The sequence below is a fragment of the Pseudomonas sp. Sample_23 genome (genome assembly GCF_004307595.1).
GTDB classification, from domain to species: domain Bacteria; phylum Pseudomonadota; class Gammaproteobacteria; order Pseudomonadales; family Pseudomonadaceae; genus Aquipseudomonas; species Aquipseudomonas atacamensis.
This window is the reverse complement of record NZ_RCNX01000043.1, coordinates 15,122-33,408: the sequence shown is the minus strand read 5'-3', so window position 1 is coordinate 33,408 and position 18,287 is coordinate 15,122. Positions and strand designations below refer to the sequence as shown.

The window sequence follows — 18,287 nt, the reverse complement described above, 5'->3', positions numbered from 1 at the left end:
GCATGACCGCTGCACGCCTGACCCTGCCCTCACCGGCCAAACTCAACTTGATGCTGCACATTCTCGGTCGCCGTGAAGACGGTTATCACGAATTGCAGACGCTGTTTCAATTCCTCGATTACGGCGATGAACTCACTTTCGCCGTGCGCGATGACGGCGCGATTCAACTGCACACCGAGTTCGCCGGCGTGCCCCACGACAGCAACCTGATCGTGCGCGCGGCGAAGATGTTGCAGCAACAGTCCGGCTGCGCGCTCGGCATCGACATCTGGATCGACAAAGTCCTGCCCATGGGCGGCGGCATCGGTGGCGGCAGTTCGAATGCGGCGACGACCCTGCTCGGGCTAAACCATTTGTGGCAACTGGGCTGGGATGAAGATCGCCTGGCGGAACTGGGCCTGTCACTGGGCGCCGACGTACCGGTGTTCGTCCGTGGCCATGCGGCATTTGCCGAGGGCGTCGGCGAGAAACTGACCCCGGTCGAACCCGAAGAACCGTGGTATCTGGTGCTCGTGCCGCAAGTCGCTGTTAGTACGGCAGAAATTTTTTCCGATCCTTTGTTGACACGTAACACACCGCCCATTAAAGTGCGCCCCGTTCCCGAGGGAAACAGTCGAAATGACTGCTTGCCGGTGGTAGCAAGGCGTTATCCAGAGGTACGTAACGCATTGGATTTGTTAGGTAAATTTACCGAAGCAAAGCTCACCGGAACTGGAAGTTGTGTGTTTGGGGGCTTCCCAAGCAAAGCTGAAGCTGATAAAGTCTCGGCCCTTCTGACAGAGACCCTTACAGGGTTTGTAGCGAAAGGAAGCAACGTTTCGATGTTGCATCGCAAGCTGCAAAGTCTGCTCTAAAGGAATCAAGTGCCCGGCACTTGAAAGCAACAGATACAGGGGCGTCGCCAAGCGGTAAGGCAGCAGGTTTTGATCCTGCCATGCGTTGGTTCGAATCCAGCCGCCCCTGCCATTTTCTCTACTCATCCAGGTTACCCTCAGCCTCTAGGTACTGCGCGTGTCCAAGATGATGGTCTTTACGGGGAATGCCAACCCCGATCTGGCTCGGCGTGTCGTACGTCAGCTGCATATCCCTCTCGGTGACATCTCTGTCGGCAAATTTTCCGACGGCGAAATCACAGCCGAGATCAATGAAAACGTTCGCGGTAAAGACGTCTTCATTATTCAGCCGACCTGCGCTCCGACCAACGATAACCTGATGGAACTGGTAGTGATGGCTGACGCCTTCCGCCGCTCCTCGGCTACTCGTATCACTGCTGTTATTCCTTATTTTGGTTATGCCCGTCAGGATCGCCGTCCGCGTTCCGCACGTGTGGCTATCAGCGCGAAAGTCGTTGCTGACATGCTTACCGTAGTCGGCATCGACCGTGTTCTCACGGTTGATCTGCATGCTGACCAGATTCAGGGCTTCTTCGATATTCCGGTAGATAACATCTACGGCTCCCCGGTTCTGGTGGATGACATCGAAGATCAGCGCTTCGAAAACCTGATGATCGTGTCCCCGGACATTGGTGGCGTCGTGCGTGCACGGGCTGTTGCCAAGTCGCTGGGCGTCGATCTCGGGATCATCGACAAACGCCGTGAGAAAGCCAATCACTCTGAAGTGATGCATATCATCGGTGATGTCGAAGGGCGTACCTGTATTCTCGTCGATGACATGGTCGATACCGCCGGCACCCTGTGCCACGCGGCCAAGGCCCTGAAAGAGCATGGCGCAGCCAAGGTCTTTGCCTACTGCACACACCCTGTGCTGTCGGGCCGGGCCATCGAGAATATCGAAAATTCCGTGCTGGACGAGCTGGTGGTGACCAACACCATCCCGCTGTCCGCTGCAGCACAAGCCTGTGCACGTATCCGTCAACTGGATATCGCACCGGTTGTTGCCGAAGCGGTTCGCCGCATCAGCAATGAAGAATCGATCAGCGCGATGTTCCGTTAAGGGCCCTGCCCTTCGCGAAATGTCTCGTTGACGAAAAGCGCCCCGCCCCGGCATTCCTGTCGGGGCGGGGCTTTTTTGCCCATACCGTGTTCGGCGCTGGTCGCAAACGCCACTCGGTCATGGCTATTTTGGAGATACAAAATGAACGATTTTACTCTGAATGCTGAAGTGCGTTCCGACCTGGGGAAAGGTGCGAGCCGCCGCCTGCGTCGTCTCGCCGCTCTGGTTCCAGCTGTTGTTTACGGTGGCGACAAAGCCCCTGAATCCATCAGCATGCTGGCCAAAGAAGTTGCCAAACTGCTCGAAAACGAAGCGGCTTACAGCCACATCATCGAGCTGAACGTTGGTGGCACCAAGCAGAACGTCATCATCAAGGCTCTGCAGCGTCACCCGGCCAAAGGCCACGTGATGCACGCTGACTTCGTACGCGTTGTTGCCGGCCAGAAACTGACCGCCATCGTGCCTGTACACTTTGTTGGCGAAGAAGCTCCAGTGAAGAAAGGCGGCGAAGTTTCGCACGTTGTTGCTGAAATCGAAGTGACCTGCCTGCCAAAAGATCTGCCTGAGTTCATCGAAGTCGACCTGTCGAAAGCAGAAATCGGCACCATCATTCACCTGTCGGACCTCAAAGCTCCTAAAGGTGTTGAGTTCGTTGCTCTGGCACACGGCGATGACAAGGCTGTTGCCAACGTCCACGCTCCACGTGTTGCTGCAGAACCTACCGAAGAAGGCGAAGCAGAGTAATTCACTCTGTCATGCCGGAGTGAGCAAGTAACATCGCGGACTGGAACGTAGCGAGAAAGCGGGCGAGAACGCGGAGTTTACATCCATGGTAAATGAGCATTTTTCGTCCACTTTCGCCGCTTTCCCCGATCGCGGCGATGTTATCCACCACTCCAAGGAAGGGCCCCTATCGTGACTGCCATCAAACTGATCGTTGGCCTGGGAAATCCAGGCGCTGAATACGAACAGACCCGGCATAACGCAGGGGCCCTTTTTGTTGAGCGCATCGCCCACGCACAGAATGTGAATCTTGTGGCCGATCGCAAATATTTCGGCCTGACCGGGCGCTACTCGCATCAGGGTCAGGATGTTCGTCTGCTGATTCCCACCACCTACATGAACCGCAGCGGCCAGGCCGTGGCGGCACTCGCCGGTTTCTTCCGCATCAAGCCTGAAGAAATCCTCGTGGCGCATGACGAACTCGACTTGCCTCCGGGCGTTGCCAAGCTCAAGCAGGGCGGCGGCCATGGCGGTCACAACGGGTTGCGCGACATCATTGCGCAACTGGGCAATCAGAATACGTTCTACCGCCTGCGGCTTGGCATCGGCCATCCGGGCGTTGCCAGTATGGTTTCAAATTTCGTCCTGGGTCGTGCGCCACGCGCCGAACAGGAAAAACTCGATGCCAGCATCGACTTTGCCCTCGGCGTGCTGCCGGATATCCTCGCCGGGGAATGGAACCGCGCGATGAAAAACCTGCACAGCCAGAAGGCCTGACTTTTACCCGAGGGGAAACACCATGGGATTCAATTGCGGCATCGTCGGCCTGCCTAACGTCGGCAAGTCCACCCTGTTCAACGCCCTGACCAAATCCGGTATCGCGGCCGAGAACTTCCCCTTCTGCACCATCGAGCCGAACAGCGGCATCGTGCCGATGCCGGATCCGCGCCTGGAAGCTCTGGCGGCCATCGTCAATCCGAAGCGCATCCTGCCGACCACCATGGAATTCGTCGACATCGCCGGCCTCGTCGCCGGCGCCTCGAAAGGTGAAGGCCTGGGCAACAAGTTCCTGGCCAACATCCGCGAAACCGACGCTATCGCTCACGTGGTGCGCTGCTTCGAAGACGACAACGTGATCCACGTGTCCAACAGCGTCGACCCGAAACGCGACATCGAAATCATCGACCTGGAACTGATCTTTGCCGACCTCGACAGCTGCGAGAAGCAACTGCAGAAAGTCGCGCGCAACGCTAAGGGCGGTGACAAGGACGCCGTGGTTCAGAAGGCTCTGCTCGAGCAACTGATCGCGCACTTCACCGAAGCCAAACCGGCGCGCAGCCTGATGAAGAACATGAGCGCTGACGAAAAGGCAGTGATCAAGGGCTTCCACCTGCTGACCACCAAGCCGGTCATGTACATCGCCAACGTTGCCGAAGATGGTTTCGAGAACAACCCGCACCTTGACGTGGTCAAGGCCATCGCCGAAGAAGAAGGCGCCATGGTCGTTCCGGTGTGCAACAAGATCGAAGCGGAAATCGCCGAGCTCGACGACGGCGAAGAGAAGGACATGTTCCTCGAGGCCTTGGGCCTGGAAGAGCCTGGCCTGAACCGCGTGATCCGCGCCGGCTACGAAATGCTCCACCTGCAGACCTACTTCACCGCCGGTGTCGAAGAAGTCCGCGCCTGGACCGTCAAGGTCGGTGCCACCGCCCCACAGGCCGCTGGCGTGATCCACACCGACTTCGAAAAAGGCTTCATCCGTGCCGAAGTCATCGCCTACAACGACTTCATCCAGTACAAAGGCGAAGCCGGCGCCAAAGAAGCCGGCAAATGGCGTCTGGAAGGCAAGGATTACATCGTCAAGGACGGCGACGTGATGCACTTCCGTTTCAACGTCTAAGCAACAGCCGGGCAAGAAAAAGCCGCGTTTGATACGCGGCTTTTTTGTGCCTGAAATTCAGTGACTGAGTATATTTCCCCGTGGGAGCGAGCCTGCTCGCGAATGTGGCGTGTAAGCTAAGCATTCGTCAACTGACCCACCCATTCGCGAGCAGGCTCGCTCCCACAGTTCGATTCGTCTGTTCAGGCCTTTCTGGTACGCGGTAAAAAGATCGCCAACACACCAAACAACGGCAAGAACGAGCACAGGAAGTACACATACTCAATCCCGTGCACATCCGCCAGATGCCCGAGCAGCGCGGCACCAATCCCGCCGAAACCGAACATCAGGCCGAAGAAGATCCCGGCAATCATCCCGACATTACCCGGCACCAGTTCCTGCGCGTACACCACGATCGCCGAGAATGCCGACGCCAGAATGAAGCCGATCACCACGCTGAGAATGCTGGTCCAGAACAGATCGACATGCGGCAGGATCAAGGTGAACGGCGCCACCCCCAGGATGGAAAACCAGATCACTGCCTTGCGCCCGATCTTGTCGCCAATCGGCCCGCCGAAGAACGTCCCCGCCGCCACTGCGCCCAAGAACAGGAACAGATGCAATTGCGAGCTGGCCACCGACAGGTCGAACTTCTCGATCAGGTAGAAGGTGAAGTAACTGGTGAAACTGGCCATGTAGAAATACTTGGAGAACACCAGCAGCCCGAGCACCACCAGCGCACTGGTCACCCTGCCCTTCGACAAGCCGTGCGTCGCCGCCTGGCCGGCCTTGAGCTTGAACAAGTTGAGGTGATTGGCGTACCAGCGGCTGATGCGGTACAGCACGAACAGCGCAAACACCGCGAACAGTCCAAACCACGCCACATTGCCCTGGCCGAAGGGAATGATGATCGCTGCCGCCAGCAACGGGCCGAACGCGGAGCCGGCATTGCCGCCGACCTGAAAGGTCGATTGCGCCAGACCAAACCGGCCGCCCGAGGCCAGTCGCGCAACACGCGAGGCTTCCGGGTGAAAGGTTGACGAGCCAATGCCGATCAGCGCCGCCGCCAGCAGAATCAATGGGAAGCTGCCGACCACCGACATCATCAGAATGCCGATCAACGTACACACCGTGCCCGCCGGCAACAGCCACGGCTTGGGGTGGCGATCAGTGTGGTAACCGACCCACGGCTGCAACAGCGACGCGGTCAACTGGAAGGTCAAGGTGATCAGGCCGACCTGGGTGAAGGTCAGGCCATAGTTGGCTTTGAGCATCGGGTAGATCGACGGCAGAACCGACTGGATCAGGTCGTTGATCAAATGCGCCAGCGCCACCGCGCCGATGATGCGCATCACCAAGGGGCTGCTTTGCGGAGCAGCGGTCGCCGAGGCAGCGGCGGTCTGAACGTTGCTGATAGCCATGGAAAATTCCGGACAGCAGATGGGTGCCCGCAGGCAGGTGCGTCAATGTGCCATTTTTCGGTGCGCTCGCGCCATCCCCTTAGGCAGCTAACTAACTGACTGGTCGTCGAGCAAACGGTGATAGCGCAACGCCATGGTCTGAATCTTGCCTTGCTTCTGCCCTTGAACACGATCGCCTTACAAAGGCGCTCGACAATGGGAAGTTTCGCTACAGAGCCGGCCTACAGAGCGGGCATGGGTGAACTTTCGAGGCCTTTTAGAGGGCACAGGTCGCAGCCGAAAGGTTCGCGATGCACGCCAATGGTGCGTGGTGTCCAGAGGAGTCATGAGGCATGCAGGCTTTCCTTTCACCGGGGATCAAATTGCTGGGGCGGTTTGGCTTCGCAGGTAAATTCCAATTGTTGTTTCTGCTGTTCATTCTGCCGCTGGCCGGCAGCCTGTTGATGATCGGCCATGACTATCGCGAGAAGCTCAATCTGATCGCCGGCGAACGTGCCGGCGTGCGTCAGCTGCTCGCGCTGGATGCGCTGGACAACCTGCTCGCCGCTCAACGCGACCGCGCCGCCCGCTGGCGCGCCACCGAGACCAATCGTCAGCCGACACCGGCCACCCTCGCCGCCATGGCTGCCTTCGACGGCGTGCAACCGGCGGTGCTGCAAGCCACCACCGAGCTGGGCAATGCTCTGAACCAGCAAGGCGCCGACGGCGCAATCCTCGAACGCTTTCAGGCGCTGCAAACCGCACTCAATGGCCTTGATTCGAAAAGCCTCAGCAGTGTCGGCTGGTGGCCGGACGGTTATGACCGCTTCACCAATGCCCTGGGCGCGCTGCAAGCCTTACGCGAGCAGATCGTCATGGACAATCGCCTGACCCTCGCGCCGTGGCTGGAAACCTACCTGCTGACGCAGATTTCCACGCAACACGCGCCGGACCTGATCGAGCGGGTCGGCCGTCTCGCCGCGGTCGGCCAGGCTTCGGTCGTCTCCGGGCAGTTCACCCTGCAGAGCCGCCTGCAGTTGCGCGACCTGCGCAGTCGCATCGGGGACGCCCGCGAGCAACTGGTGAAAACCGCCGGCCTGCTGGAGGCGCATCTGCCAGCCGAGCTGCAAGCCTGGGCTGGCCAGTATCACGACAGCCTGAAACACCTCGACAGCGGCCTGAAAGTTCTCGACGACGGTGTGTTTGGCGGCAGCATCAACCTCAAGCCAGAGGACTTCGAACGCAGCCTCGACGCGCTGCTCACCGACCTTGCTTCCCTGCGCCAGCAATCCCTGGTCGCGCTGGATCAGCGGCTCGATGCTTATTACAGCTCGGCGATCCGCCAGTTCATTGTTGTCGCCGCAATCTTCGGTTGCCTGCTGCTGGCCGCGTTGTACCTGTTCGTCTGCCTGCAAGCCTCGATCCGCCGCAGTGCCAGCGGCATCACCTTGCTCGCTGAGGCCTTGCGCGACGGCAACCTGAGCCTGCAAGTACCGGTGGTGGGGCGCGATGAGCTGGCAGCGATCAGCACCGCGCTCAACGTCGCCGTGGTGCAATTGCGCAGCAGCATGCTCGGCGTCGACCACGAGACCTCGCAGTTGAGCAATGCGGTGCGCAGCCTCAACCAACACTCCAGCGGCGCCCTCGGTGAAGTCGAGGCGCAGCAGTTGCAGATCAGCCAGATTGCCGCTGCCGCCACGCAATTGGCCGCCACCTCGCAAGGCGTCGCGCAGAGTTGCGAACAGGCCTCGGGCAGCGCCCAGCAGACCCGGCGCATCGCCGCCGACAGCAGCCGCGACAGCCAGCGCACCACGGCCAGCATTCAGCAGCTCAATCAGCGCCTGAACGACACCGCCGCGGCGCTGGGCCGGGTCAGCGAGCAAGGCCAGCAGATTCAACTGGTCGTGGACACCATTCGCGGCGTCGCCGAGCAGACCAACCTGCTCGCGCTCAACGCGGCTATCGAAGCCGCCCGCGCCGGTGAACAGGGTCGCGGCTTTGCCGTGGTCGCCGACGAGGTGCGCAGCCTCTCGCAACGCACGCAATCGTCCACCGCGCAGATCGCCGGCACTGTCGACAGCCTGCGTGCCACGGTCAACGAAGCGGTAAGCCTGATGGAAGCCGCCTGTGGTCAGGCGCAATCGGATGCCGAGGCGGTCACCGGACTCGGCGAACGCCTGGGAGAAATCGCCAGCGCCGTACAGAGCGTCACCGACACCCTGGCGCAAATCGCCACGGCAGTTGAAGAACAGGCCAGCACCGCCGACGAAGTCAGCGGCAATATCCAGCAGGTCGATCAGGCCGCGGTGCGTTTGCTTGAAGGTGCACGCGCCGTAAACCTCGCGGCGGACACCTTGAGCCAGGGCAGCGAGGCCCTGAGCGCCAATACCGCCAGATTCCAACTGCGCTGACGCCCTCCCCGGCCCCGATTTTCGGGGCTGGAGGATAAGCGGTTGAAAACAGGAAGAAATATTTTCGATTTACGCTTGACGCTTTGCCATTTCAGGGGAATAATGCGCGCCACTTGGCTACATAGCTCAGTTGGTTAGAGCATAGCATTCATAATGCTGGGGTCCGGGGTTCAAGTCCCTGTGTAGCCACCAAGTACTAAAAACGGCTTACCGAAAGGTAGGCCGTTTTTTATGCCTGCAATAATTCCCCCTCCGGTTCCCCACCCACAGAAGGTCGATCTTCAGCCCTTTCGATTGATCAGTGGGCTCGCAGCCGCTCATCCGTCAGACTTTCTTACAGTTTGCACTGCGCCTTTTTTCATATAAGCCACATATCAAATTCAAGATAATGCCTTCCTCCCAACCAGGCTTTTAGCCAGGTATTACGGGCCCCGCCCGCCATAAAACTCTAGATAATCAAGAGCGCTATATGAGAAAAAACGCCGCTATCCCTTGAGGGTTAGCGGCGTTTTTCCTACGCAAATGGCGTTGCGGCTTTACTTGGATGATTCATCTATTCCGCTGTAATCACCAGTCACCCTTTCATCACGCGCACTTTGACGTTCTCGTTTACCTCGAATCCCGCTTGCCCCAACCACAGCCCGCGCAGCCTGATCCAAGGCACAGGCTTGCCGGGGTTGTAGGGTGTGTCCTTTGTGTGGACCGGGTAAAAATCAGCGGCGATTTTCAACCGGCGTTCAGTGATGGGGGTTGATGACGTATGCTTGGTTTTAGCCATGATTAGCTCCTGTTTAGCTGCTTGTGGTTAGCGGAGCCAGGGTGTTGGCGCACCCTGGTTCCGCGTTCTTAGGGTTACTTCAAATTTCTCTTTCTTCGTCGCTTGTTTTGGTCGCTGCCTGTGCGATCAGCGCGTCAAGCATCTGCGCAATTACCTTCTGTTGGACCTTCGAAAGCTCATTGATGGACTGCAGCCGTCGATACCACGTCGAGGTCAAGCTGCGTCTGGGCGTCTCCGTGTACGAGGGAACCCCGAGCAGGTCTTCAACGGGAACGCGAAGCGCAAATGCCATCTTCACCAGTGTCGTGACCGGCATGCTGCGCGTGCCCTCCTCGTAACCCTGAAAGGTCTGCCGGGAAAGACCTAAAGCCCTTGCAAACCGCGTCTGTGTTATCTCGTGCACCGTGCGTAAATGTGCAATGCGACTGCCCAACGCCACCAGAAAATCACGATCCTCATTGGAAATGCTCATGACAGCGGCCGACTGAAAATAAAATCGAAAGGCAACGGACTCATCCTCTTCATCTGATATCCATCCTGGAAAAACTACAGAAACCATCCTCAGGCAGCGGCGCGTAGGTTGTCGACCTGAATAATCTGTAAGAGAAATCCGGCGTAATCCGCCATTCATACGAAAAGACTACAGGCGCGACCGACGATAATTTCGCCTGAATCAGGCGCAAAACCGACGCACTGAGATAGCCCTGTAGGAAGCAGGCTCTGCTCACGTAAGAACTAGATTTTTCGTCATTTCAAGTACCCGCCCCTCTCTCCCCGAACTCCCCCTGGACCGACAAGCTTCCCCGGCTCGATTCAAAGCCATACAGGGAGTTGTCATGGCTCGATTCAAATCTCTTTTCGACGAAGACTGGGCTTGGGCACGCGATTACGGCGGTGCGTCATGGGGCGGGTGGTTGCCACCTCGAGCGCCGGAGGAGTCGGTGTACATCGAGAAGGACGAGTGGCCTGCGCCCAGGCCACGCGAAGACAGGGTCTTTGCCAAGTCCTGCACGCCGGACAACTGGTGTCGCACGGACGCTGGCACTGCCAAGGAGCCAGCCAGCAACTTCGGCAAGATCATGGTCGCCGGCGCCATGCTCATGCCCTCCGCCAGTACCGCGGTCGCGACGGCGATAGGTGCTGACCTGGCTTTGGGGCGTCTGGCCGGCGGCGGGATTTTGCAACAGCGCCTGAACTGGGCCATCCGTGGCGCCGGCGGGCCGGCCAGCGTGTTTGTGCTGGGAATGCTGCCGAGCAAAATGGCCGACGGCACGCTTCACACCGACGAAGAACTACGCCGCATGAGCCGCGCCACCACGCGCGTGCGCTTCCAGTTTCGTCGTGATGCCGAAGGTGTTCTGCGGGTTTACGGCATCCATTCCGGCGCCTCTGGCGACGACGCCGTACGCACGGTGAACGTCAAGTGGAACGCCGACAAGACAGCCATGGAGGCCAAGCTCAACGGCATCACCATTCTCTGGACGCCGCAACGCGGGCCGCTGGGGTCGATGCCTCCGCTGGTTTATCCCGACCACGGTGAGGCACTCGACCCGATCCTCGTCCACCCGATCCCGGACAACACCGATAGCCAGATTGAGGGTCTGCCGGGCGAGGATGTAACGGCCGAGGATTGTATTCTGGTGTTCCCGGCGGACACCGGGCTGAAGTCGTTATATGTGGTTTATTCGAGGCCGGCGAGGCAGACGCCGGGGATCGTTACGGGGGTGGGGGAGGATGTGGGCGGTATTTGGCTTGACCATGCTCAAGCTCAGGATGGCGCCCCTATTCCGACCAGCATCGCGGATAAACTCAGAGGGAGCGAATATTCTAGTTTTGATTCGTTTAGGCGGGCTTTTTGGGCCGTTGCCTCAAAAGACAGCGCAGTGGCACAACAGGTCAGCGAAGATAATCTACGACGTATGCGCAACGGAAATGCGCCCCGCGCCCGCTTAGGTGATGCAGCAGGGAAAAGGATCTCTCATGAGATTCATCATGTGGAACCGATATCCGAAGGTGGTGATATCTACAACGTAGATAACCTAAGGGTCTACACACCCAAAAACCATGTCGACGTACACCGTAAATAAGGGCATAGCATGAGCGACCCATTCATCAAAAGCAGCTTTTCCGACTATACCGAGCAGGATTTCATTGATCTCATAGATGAAATAAGAAAGGAAGATATAGCGCCGACAGATCTCCGTGCAGATGCATTGATTCTGCACTTCAACAAGATAGTAGGACATCCGAGCGGGATGGATCTGATCTACTACCCCGAGCCCGGAGCAGATACAACATCTGCCGGAATAGCTCGTACAGTCATGGCATGGCGCGAAGCGAATCGACTACCCGGGTTCAAGACATGAATCCTGCCGCCCGTTTCATTTGAGCTGTGGAACTTCAACTTGAGAACGTTATGACTAACATATCCGACTACACCGAAGCAGAATTCTTGAAATTTGTGCAATCTGTTCTTGCAGCCAACACAAGCCCAGACGAGATTCTCGATCCGCTGTTATTTGAATTTGTACGTCTGTGTGAGCACCCAGCGGGCACTGACCTCATCTATTGGCCCGAGGATATGAAACAACAAACAGCCGAGGGCATTACCAAAATTGTGAAAGACTGGCGTTCTACCCGTGGTCTGTCCGGCTTCAAGCAATAAATTACCCTGCAATACTCTCAAGAAGATCGCACCACCCTAGCTACCGCTTTCGCGAGCAGGCTCGCTCCCACAAGGGCATCGTTTTCGGCCAATCGATTGGCGCGGCCGCTGAGCGGGAGTGCTGTAATCCTCACGCAGTTTGCACCCCGCCGGCCCGCTCGATAAAGTCCCCCAAGACTTCTACCCCACGGACGGAGATCCCGCGTGTTTCCAGCCCAGCCTTTGAAGCGCTTTCGCCTGCCAGCCCTGACACTGCTTGTCAGCGCTCTGACCCTCACCGCATGCAACGCCCCGCCCTCTTCTTCATTGCCGCTGGCACCGGAAGCTGCATCCGGTTACCGCACTGATCTGCAAACCCGGCACGCCAATAAACACATGGCTGCCGCTGCCAATCCGCTCGCGGCCGAAGCCGGGCGGGAGATGTTGCGTCAGGGTGGTTCGGCGATTGATGCGGCGATTGCGATGCAGGCGGTGTTGACGCTGGTTGAGCCGCAGTCTTCCGGGATCGGTGGCGGGGCGATGATTGTGTTGTGGGATGGCAAGCAGGTGCGCACCTATGACGGCCGCGAAACGGCGCCGGCCGGGGCCACCGAGAAGCTGTTCCTGAAGGCTGACGGTAAACCGATGGCCTTTACGCAAGCGCAGATCGGCGGGCGCTCGGTCGGTACGCCCGGGGTATTGCGCGCGCTGGAGCTGGCGCATCGGCAGCACGGTCGCTTGCCATGGGCGAAGCTGTTTGAGCCAGCGATCAAACTGGCCGAGCAAGGCTTTGCGATTCCCCCGCGTCTACATTCGCTGCTGACTGCCGATCCACTGATACGCCAGTCGCCAGACATGGCTGCGTACTTCCTGAATGAGGATGGCAGCGTCAAAGCTGTCGGCACGCGCCTGCAGAACCCGAAGTTGGCGGCCGTGTTCAAACGTATCGCCAGCAAAGGTGCCGATGCGCTGTACAAAGGTCCGATCGCCGAAGAGATCGTCGCCAAGGTTCAACAGCACGCCAACCCCGGCAGCCTGTCGCTGAACGATTTGCAGCGCTATCAGGCCAAGGAACGCGCGCCGCTGTGTACCGACTACAAGCGTTGGCAGGTCTGCGGCATGCCGCCACCGTCGTCGGGCGGGATCGCCGTGGCGCAGATTCTCGGCACGTTGCAGGCGCTGGAGACTCGCGATCCACGCCTGTCGCTGACCCCGCTTAAACCAGTGAACAGCAATAGGCCGGCCGGCATCGAACCGGCGCCGCAAGCGGTGCATCTGATCGCCGAGGCTGAACGTCTGGCCTATGCCGACCGTGCGCAATACGTGGCCGACACCGACTTCGTCCCGGTGCCGGTCAAAGGTCTGCTCGATCCTGCCTACCTGGCCAGCCGCGCCAGCCTGATCGGCGAGCGCAGCATGGGCAGCGCCAAACCGGGCACACCGCCGGGCGTACAGGTGGCCTACGCACCGGACCGCTCGCCGTTGCGCATCTCGACTTCGCAAGTGGTCGCGGTTGATGATCTCGGCGGCGCCGTGTCGATGACCACCACCATCGAAGCCGCGTTCGGCTCGCACCTGATGGTTCAGGGTTTTCTGCTGAACAACCAGATGACCGACTTCTCTTTCATCCCCGAAGAGAACGGGCAGAAAGTCGCGAACCGCGTCGAACCGGGCAAACGCCCACGCTCGTCGATGGCGCCGACGCTGATCTTTGATCGCAACACTGGTGAATTTGTCGCCACGGTCGGCTCACCCGGCGGCTCGCAGATCATCGAATACGTGGCGAAAACCACCATAGGCCTGCTCGACTGGAACCTCGATGCACAAAGTGCGATCAACCTGCCCAACTTCGGCAGCCGCAATGGCCCCACCGAACTGGAACAGGGACAGTTCAGCCCAGCGCTGATTCAGGCACTCAAGGACAAGGGCCACACGCTCAGCGAAATCGACATGACCAGCGGCACCCAAGCGATCGTGCGGGTGAAGGATGCGCAGGGCAAAGCGACATTGACGGGGGGTGCCGATCCTCGGCGTGAGGGAGAGGCGTTGGGGGATTGAGTATTACGAAGTGGGCAGAAAAGGCTTACCGGGAGGTAGGCCTTTTTTTGCGCACAGCGATTGCTCTCATTGATCAGCGATTCGCCACCAAATGCACCCCAAACAACAAATAGCACCCACCTGCCAACCGATCCAGCCACTGGCGTGACCGCTCGTAGACACCGGCAACCCGGCGGCTGGCGAAGAACAGAGCGACGCTGCAATACCAGCTGAACGACAGCGTGGCCATGGTCAGCACGGCCAGCGCCAGCAGTAGCGGCGGCACGTGGGGCGGCATGGCGGTGGCGAAGATGGTGGCGACAAAGAGTGCCGATTTCGGATTAGTCATGTTGCCCAGGAAACCGCGAGCGTAGACGCCGAAATAAGTCTGCCGGGGCGCAGCCGATGCACCGGGGGCAATCGCAGCCTTGCGCTTGAATTGCTTCAGCCCCAGATAAATCAGATAGCAACCGCCGGCAATCTTGAAGCCCAGATAGAGGGTCGGCGCGGCGTTGAACAGCGTCTTGATTCCCAAGCCGCCAGCAAGGCCCCACAGCACCGTGCCGGTGGCCACGCCCAGCGCAGCCACCACGCCATGTCGGCGCGAGTGACTGGCCGCGAGTTGCGCGATGTTGAAGAAATTTGGCCCGGGCGTGACCACCGCCACTGTCCACAACAGCGCCAGCGACAGCAACGGGGCAAGATAACCGGCAACAGAAACGTCCATGAGCGTTGCGCCTGAGCAGTGGAATCAAGCCTCTACCTTGCTACATCCGCTGACGGTTTTCCATCAACGTCATTTAAACCGCCAACGTCTTGCCATCCACCCCATCCCCAATCTTCAGGAAATGCCCGCCCGCCACGTGGTGCAAGGTACGCAATCTATCCTGCCCCTCGAAATGCCAGCGCCCGTCGCTGAACACACGCTCATCGGCCTGGGCAGCAATGACTTCGGCAAGGAACAGGTCGTATTGCTCGTGATTGCGCGGCTCCGGCAGCAGGCGGCATTCGAGCCAGGCGACACAGCCCTCAAGCAGCGGCGCTTCAATCTGTTCGCCAGCGAAGGTGTGCAGGCCGTACGCCTGAAACTTGTCCTGACCTTGGTTGCGGGTGATTGCCAGGCCGGAGGTGTTGCCGACGGTTTGCACGATATCGGCCTGATTGACGCAAGGCACGTTCAGCACAAAAGTGCCGGAGGCTTCGAGCAACTGGCGGGTCCAGGTGGATTTGTCGAGGACGACGGCGACTTTCGGCGGTTCGAAATCCAGCGGCATGGCCCAGGCGGCGGCCATGATGTTGCGCTGGCCGTCGTGAGCGGCGCTGACCAGTACGGTCGGCCCGTGGTTGAGCAGGCGGTAGGCTTTGTTCAAGAGCACCGGACGGCGGTGGGAGACGCTCATGGGGATCTGCTCCGGAGGAAAAGGAGCCGATTGTAGCGCTGCCACTGGAGAAACACAGAACCTGTGGGAGCGAGCAGATGCGGCGCTGCCCCTCTGTGGTCGTTCCCACGCTCTGCGCGGGAATGCATCCTGTGACGCTCTGCGTCACGCCAGCGAAGGAACGCGGAGCGTCCCGGGCGGCATTCCCACGCAGAGCGTGGGAACGATCAGTGCGGTGTCAGTGAGAGAGCTGATTGGCAAACTGCCCCACCGCATCCACCACTTTCTGCGCACCGTCCTGAATCTCGACAATCACCGTGCCCGCCTCCGCCGCCAGCGCCAGGCCCTGTTCAGCCTGAAGCTTGCCGTCGGTCATCAGCGCCACGGCATTGCGGGCCATTTCCTGGTTCTGCCGTACCACGCCGACGATTTCGTCCGTCGCCTGGCTGGTGCGCGAGGCCAGTTGCCGAACCTCGTCCGCGACCACGGCAAAACCACGGCCCTGCTCGCCGGCCCGGGCGGCTTCGATCGCGGCGTTGAGCGCCAGCAGGTTGGTCTGTTCGGCAATGCCGCTGATGGTTTTGACGATCGTGCCGATCACCAACGACTGCTCGTTGAGCGCCTCGATACCTTCGCCGGCGGCTTGCATGTGCCGCGACAAGTCACGCATCACGTTGACCGCTTCGGTGACCACCGTGGTGCCACGTTGCGCGGTGCTGTCGGTCTGTTGCGAGGTGCTGTAAGCGATGCTCGCTGCGTCGGCAACCGCCTGCTCGCGGTTGACCTGATCCGTGATCACCGTGGCGAACTTCACTACTTTGTACAGTTTGTCGTTGGCATCGACCACCGGGTTGTAGGACGCCTCCAGCCACACCGTCCGACCATGGCTGTCGATACGCTTGAAGCGGCCAGCGACAAATTCACCGCTGTTCAAGCGCCGCCAGAAGTTCTGGTACTCGGCGCTGTTGTACTCATCCGGGGCGCAGAACGTGCGGTGATGTTTGCCTTTGATCTGCGCCAGGCTGTAACCCATGCCGTTGAGGAAGCGATCATTGGCGCTGAGCACATTGCCGTTGAGGTCGAACTCGATCACGGCGGTAGAGCGCACCAGCGCGCCGATCAGGTTCTCATGCTCGCGGGAGGCTTCGATGGTGCGGGTCAGGTCGCTGGCGTAGAAGGAGATGTGTCTGATCCGGCCATCGGACGAGCGCACCGGTTGCACGATGGAACGCAGCCACGCCTCGTCGCCATTGCCGCGCAACAGGCGCACGGCGCCGGCAAAATGCTCGCCACGGCTCATCGAGTTTTTGAAGCGCTGATGGAATTCGTCGGTTTTGACGTGGGCCGGCACGATGTCTTCAATTGCCCGGCCGACCAGGTCCTGGCTCTTGTAGAGCATTTCATCGAGAAAATTCTGGTTGACCGAACGAATCCGCCCGTCGGGCTCAAGGGTCAGCGCGAGCATTTCGCTTTCCAGGCTTTCCTTCACTTGTACAAGGCTGGAAAGTTCTTCGCGCAGAGCGGCCAGCTCTTGTTTCAAGCGTTTATTGAACATGGGAAAGCACCGATGGCAGGGTAGTTAGCGGATACAACCTAGCCATCGGCCTTGCGCAGCTTTTCTGAAGCCAGCTTCAGACCCGTCAGTCGAAAATAATCCGGCGCTTGCGGTTCAGGCAGCGCCGGCCGCCTGACACGGTCCGGTACGTGGCATGCGCGCACCGAAATACGCCGCCGTCACAATCCCCACCGCGCCCATCACTGCACAGAAGAACACGCAGATCCATGGGCTCCACGGCATCAGACCAATCAGCAACAGCGGCGTGATACTTGCCCACGCCGCGTACGCAATGTTGTAGGTGAAGGAAATGCCCGACACGCGAATCCGCGCCGGAAAAAGCCCGACCATCACCGAAGGCACCGCACCCACTACCCCACAAGCGAGACCGGCGACCGCATAGGCCATGCCGATCCAATGGCCGCCCATAATCAGGCAGCCATACAACACGCCAATGCCCAGCGGCAGCAACAGGCTGTAGAGCATGACCGTGCGCCAGGCGCCGATGCGGTCGACCAGCAGACCGGCGATCACGCAGCCGATATTCAGAAAAACGATGCCCAAGGCACTGAGGCCGAAGGTGTGGCTGGCGGTCATGCCGAAGGTTTTCTGCATCATGGTCGGGGTGATGACGACGAACACCACCACTGCCGAGGTGAGTACGCAGGTGAGCAACATGGCCGGGAGCATGGCCAGACGATGTTCACGCAGCACCGTGCGCAGCGGCAGCTCGACCCGCGCCTCGCGTTGCGCCTCCATGGCCATGAACACCGGGGTTTCGCTGAGCCAGCGGCGCAGATAAACGCCCACCACGCCGAACACGCCGCCGAGCAGAAACGGATAGCGCCAGGCGTAATCGAGTATTTCCGCAGGCGTGAACACCTGCGCAAGGAAGGTCGCGGTAAGTGCGCCGATCAAGTAACCGAAGGTCAGGCCGGCTTGCAGGAAACCGAGGGCGTAACCGCGATGGCCGACAGGCGCATGCTCGGCGACGAACACCCAGGCACTTGGCACTTCACCACCCACCGCAGCGCCTTGCAGGATGCGCAGCGCCAGCAACAGCAAGGGCGCGAAATAGCCGATCTGCGCGTAGGTCGGCATGATCCCGATCAGCAGACACGGCAGCGCCATCATCAGGATGCTCAGGCTGAAGACCTTCTTGCGGCCCAGACGATCGGCGAAATGCGCCATCAGAATCCCGCCCAGCGGCCGCGCCAGATAACCGGTGACGAAGATGCCGAAACTCTGCAGCAAACGCAGCCACTCGGGCATTTCCGGCGGGAAGAACAACTGACTCAGGGTCAGTGCGAAGAATACGAAAATGATGAAATCGTAGATTTCCAGCGCCCCGCCGAGCGCCGCAAGGCCGAGGGTCTTGTAATCGGCACGGCTGAACGGCGCCGGTCGGGCTGGAGAATTGGCAGTCATGACAAAGAACTCAGGCATCGGCAAAAACCAAGGCGCTCATGGTCTACGCAAAAGCGCGGATCGACAACCCGTCAGACCATAGTCTCGGTTTGCGAAAACC

At 59.5% G+C, this 18,287-nt stretch carries 17 protein-coding genes and 2 tRNA genes; 12 read left to right on the top strand and 7 right to left on the bottom strand.

Features of this window, described 5'->3' with window-relative positions:
- Positions 1-2 precede the first annotated feature (2 nt).
- From ispE to ychF, 6 genes are all read left to right on the top strand, one after another.
- On the top strand, positions 3-854 hold the full coding sequence (ispE, locus tag D8U82_RS11110) for a 4-(cytidine 5'-diphospho)-2-C-methyl-D-erythritol kinase (RefSeq protein WP_130902206.1): 852 nt from the start codon (positions 3-5) through the stop codon (positions 852-854).
- A gap of 37 nt (positions 855-891) precedes the next feature.
- A tRNA-Gln gene (locus D8U82_RS11105) sits at positions 892-966 on the top strand.
- A gap of 45 nt (positions 967-1,011) precedes the next feature.
- Positions 1,012-1,953: a ribose-phosphate pyrophosphokinase gene (locus D8U82_RS11100; protein ID WP_003171603.1), complete on the top strand. Its 942-nt coding sequence runs from the start codon at positions 1,012-1,014 to the stop codon at positions 1,951-1,953.
- Positions 1,954-2,094: 141 nt separating this feature from the next.
- On the top strand, positions 2,095-2,697 hold the full coding sequence (locus D8U82_RS11095) for a 50S ribosomal protein L25/general stress protein Ctc (protein ID WP_024014298.1): 603 nt from the start codon (positions 2,095-2,097) through the stop codon (positions 2,695-2,697).
- A 171-nt stretch (positions 2,698-2,868) separates the two neighbouring features.
- Entirely contained in the window at positions 2,869-3,453 is a 585-nt protein-coding gene (gene pth / locus D8U82_RS11090) for an aminoacyl-tRNA hydrolase (RefSeq protein WP_016773203.1), read from the top strand.
- Positions 3,454-3,475: 22 nt separating this feature from the next.
- Entirely contained in the window at positions 3,476-4,576 is a 1,101-nt protein-coding gene (gene ychF / locus D8U82_RS11085; RefSeq protein WP_016773202.1) for a redox-regulated ATPase YchF, read from the top strand.
- 182 nt (positions 4,577-4,758) lie between these two features.
- On the opposite strand, the gene D8U82_RS11080 is transcribed toward ychF, so the two are convergent.
- Complete coding sequence (locus D8U82_RS11080) at positions 4,759-5,976, bottom strand: MFS transporter (protein ID WP_073473520.1); 1,218 nt, start codon at positions 5,974-5,976, stop codon at positions 4,759-4,761.
- A 332-nt stretch (positions 5,977-6,308) separates the two neighbouring features.
- Here D8U82_RS11080 and D8U82_RS11075 point away from each other — a divergent pair, with 332 nt between their 5' ends.
- Complete coding sequence (locus tag D8U82_RS11075) at positions 6,309-8,366, top strand: methyl-accepting chemotaxis protein (RefSeq protein WP_130902205.1); 2,058 nt, start codon at positions 6,309-6,311, stop codon at positions 8,364-8,366.
- 115 nt (positions 8,367-8,481) lie between these two features.
- Positions 8,482-8,558 (top strand) — tRNA-Met (locus D8U82_RS11070).
- A gap of 382 nt (positions 8,559-8,940) precedes the next feature.
- Here D8U82_RS11070 and D8U82_RS11065 read toward each other — a convergent pair.
- Together D8U82_RS11065 and D8U82_RS11060 are read right to left on the bottom strand one after the other, a co-directional pair.
- Complete coding sequence (locus tag D8U82_RS11065; RefSeq protein WP_130902204.1) at positions 8,941-9,144, bottom strand: SymE family type I addiction module toxin; 204 nt, start codon at positions 9,142-9,144, stop codon at positions 8,941-8,943.
- Positions 9,145-9,223: 79 nt separating this feature from the next.
- Positions 9,224-9,616, bottom strand: coding sequence for a helix-turn-helix transcriptional regulator (locus tag D8U82_RS11060; RefSeq protein ID WP_232245458.1), 393 nt, complete (start codon positions 9,614-9,616; stop codon positions 9,224-9,226).
- Between the two features lie 364 nt (positions 9,617-9,980).
- Between D8U82_RS11060 and D8U82_RS11055 the strand changes: the two genes are divergently transcribed.
- The 4 genes from D8U82_RS11055 to ggt all read left to right on the top strand — a co-directional run bounded on the left by D8U82_RS11055 (position 9,981) and on the right by ggt (position 13,846).
- Complete coding sequence (locus D8U82_RS11055; protein ID WP_130902203.1) at positions 9,981-11,231, top strand: S-type pyocin domain-containing protein; 1,251 nt, start codon at positions 9,981-9,983, stop codon at positions 11,229-11,231.
- Positions 11,232-11,240: 9 nt separating this feature from the next.
- On the top strand, positions 11,241-11,510 hold the full coding sequence (locus D8U82_RS11050) for a bacteriocin immunity protein (protein WP_130888171.1): 270 nt from the start codon (positions 11,241-11,243) through the stop codon (positions 11,508-11,510).
- Positions 11,511-11,560: 50 nt separating this feature from the next.
- On the top strand, positions 11,561-11,809 hold the full coding sequence (locus tag D8U82_RS11045) for a bacteriocin immunity protein (RefSeq protein ID WP_130888170.1): 249 nt from the start codon (positions 11,561-11,563) through the stop codon (positions 11,807-11,809).
- 204 nt (positions 11,810-12,013) lie between these two features.
- Entirely contained in the window at positions 12,014-13,846 is a 1,833-nt protein-coding gene (gene ggt, locus D8U82_RS11040) for a gamma-glutamyltransferase (RefSeq protein ID WP_130888169.1), read from the top strand.
- 73 nt (positions 13,847-13,919) lie between these two features.
- On the opposite strand, the gene D8U82_RS11035 is transcribed toward ggt, so the two are convergent.
- The 4 genes from D8U82_RS11035 to D8U82_RS11020 all read right to left on the bottom strand — a co-directional run bounded on the left by D8U82_RS11035 (position 13,920) and on the right by D8U82_RS11020 (position 18,187).
- Complete coding sequence (locus D8U82_RS11035; RefSeq protein ID WP_130888168.1) at positions 13,920-14,552, bottom strand: LysE family transporter; 633 nt, start codon at positions 14,550-14,552, stop codon at positions 13,920-13,922.
- Between the two features lie 73 nt (positions 14,553-14,625).
- Positions 14,626-15,225: a flavin reductase family protein gene (locus D8U82_RS11030; protein WP_130902202.1), complete on the bottom strand. Its 600-nt coding sequence runs from the start codon at positions 15,223-15,225 to the stop codon at positions 14,626-14,628.
- 217 nt (positions 15,226-15,442) lie between these two features.
- Complete coding sequence (locus D8U82_RS11025) at positions 15,443-16,759, bottom strand: PAS domain-containing methyl-accepting chemotaxis protein (RefSeq protein WP_110602983.1); 1,317 nt, start codon at positions 16,757-16,759, stop codon at positions 15,443-15,445.
- 114 nt (positions 16,760-16,873) lie between these two features.
- Complete coding sequence (locus D8U82_RS11020) at positions 16,874-18,187, bottom strand: MFS transporter (protein WP_130902201.1); 1,314 nt, start codon at positions 18,185-18,187, stop codon at positions 16,874-16,876.
- Between the last annotated feature and the right edge of the window lie 100 nt (positions 18,188-18,287).

Coding starts and splice junctions, on each gene's coding strand:
- D8U82_RS11025 (WP_110602983.1), bottom strand. CDS start 16,759: ATGTTCAATAAACGCTTGAAACAAGAGCTGGCCGCTCTGCGCGAAGAA.
- D8U82_RS11095 (WP_024014298.1), top strand. CDS start 2,095: ATGAACGATTTTACTCTGAATGCTGAAGTGCGTTCCGACCTGGGGAAA.
- D8U82_RS11080 (WP_073473520.1), bottom strand. CDS start 5,976: ATGGCTATCAGCAACGTTCAGACCGCCGCTGCCTCGGCGACCGCTGCT.
- D8U82_RS11030 (WP_130902202.1), bottom strand. CDS start 15,225: ATGAGCGTCTCCCACCGCCGTCCGGTGCTCTTGAACAAAGCCTACCGC.
- ispE (WP_130902206.1), top strand. CDS start 3: ATGACCGCTGCACGCCTGACCCTGCCCTCACCGGCCAAACTCAACTTG.
- D8U82_RS11075 (WP_130902205.1), top strand. CDS start 6,309: ATGCAGGCTTTCCTTTCACCGGGGATCAAATTGCTGGGGCGGTTTGGC.
- D8U82_RS11050 (WP_130888171.1), top strand. CDS start 11,241: ATGAGCGACCCATTCATCAAAAGCAGCTTTTCCGACTATACCGAGCAG.
- D8U82_RS11060 (WP_232245458.1), bottom strand. CDS start 9,616: ATGAGCATTTCCAATGAGGATCGTGATTTTCTGGTGGCGTTGGGCAGT.
- D8U82_RS11035 (WP_130888168.1), bottom strand. CDS start 14,552: ATGGACGTTTCTGTTGCCGGTTATCTTGCCCCGTTGCTGTCGCTGGCG.
- ychF (WP_016773202.1), top strand. CDS start 3,476: ATGGGATTCAATTGCGGCATCGTCGGCCTGCCTAACGTCGGCAAGTCC.
- D8U82_RS11045 (WP_130888170.1), top strand. CDS start 11,561: ATGACTAACATATCCGACTACACCGAAGCAGAATTCTTGAAATTTGTG.
- D8U82_RS11020 (WP_130902201.1), bottom strand. CDS start 18,187: ATGACTGCCAATTCTCCAGCCCGACCGGCGCCGTTCAGCCGTGCCGAT.
- D8U82_RS11055 (WP_130902203.1), top strand. CDS start 9,981: ATGGCTCGATTCAAATCTCTTTTCGACGAAGACTGGGCTTGGGCACGC.
- D8U82_RS11065 (WP_130902204.1), bottom strand. CDS start 9,144: ATGGCTAAAACCAAGCATACGTCATCAACCCCCATCACTGAACGCCGG.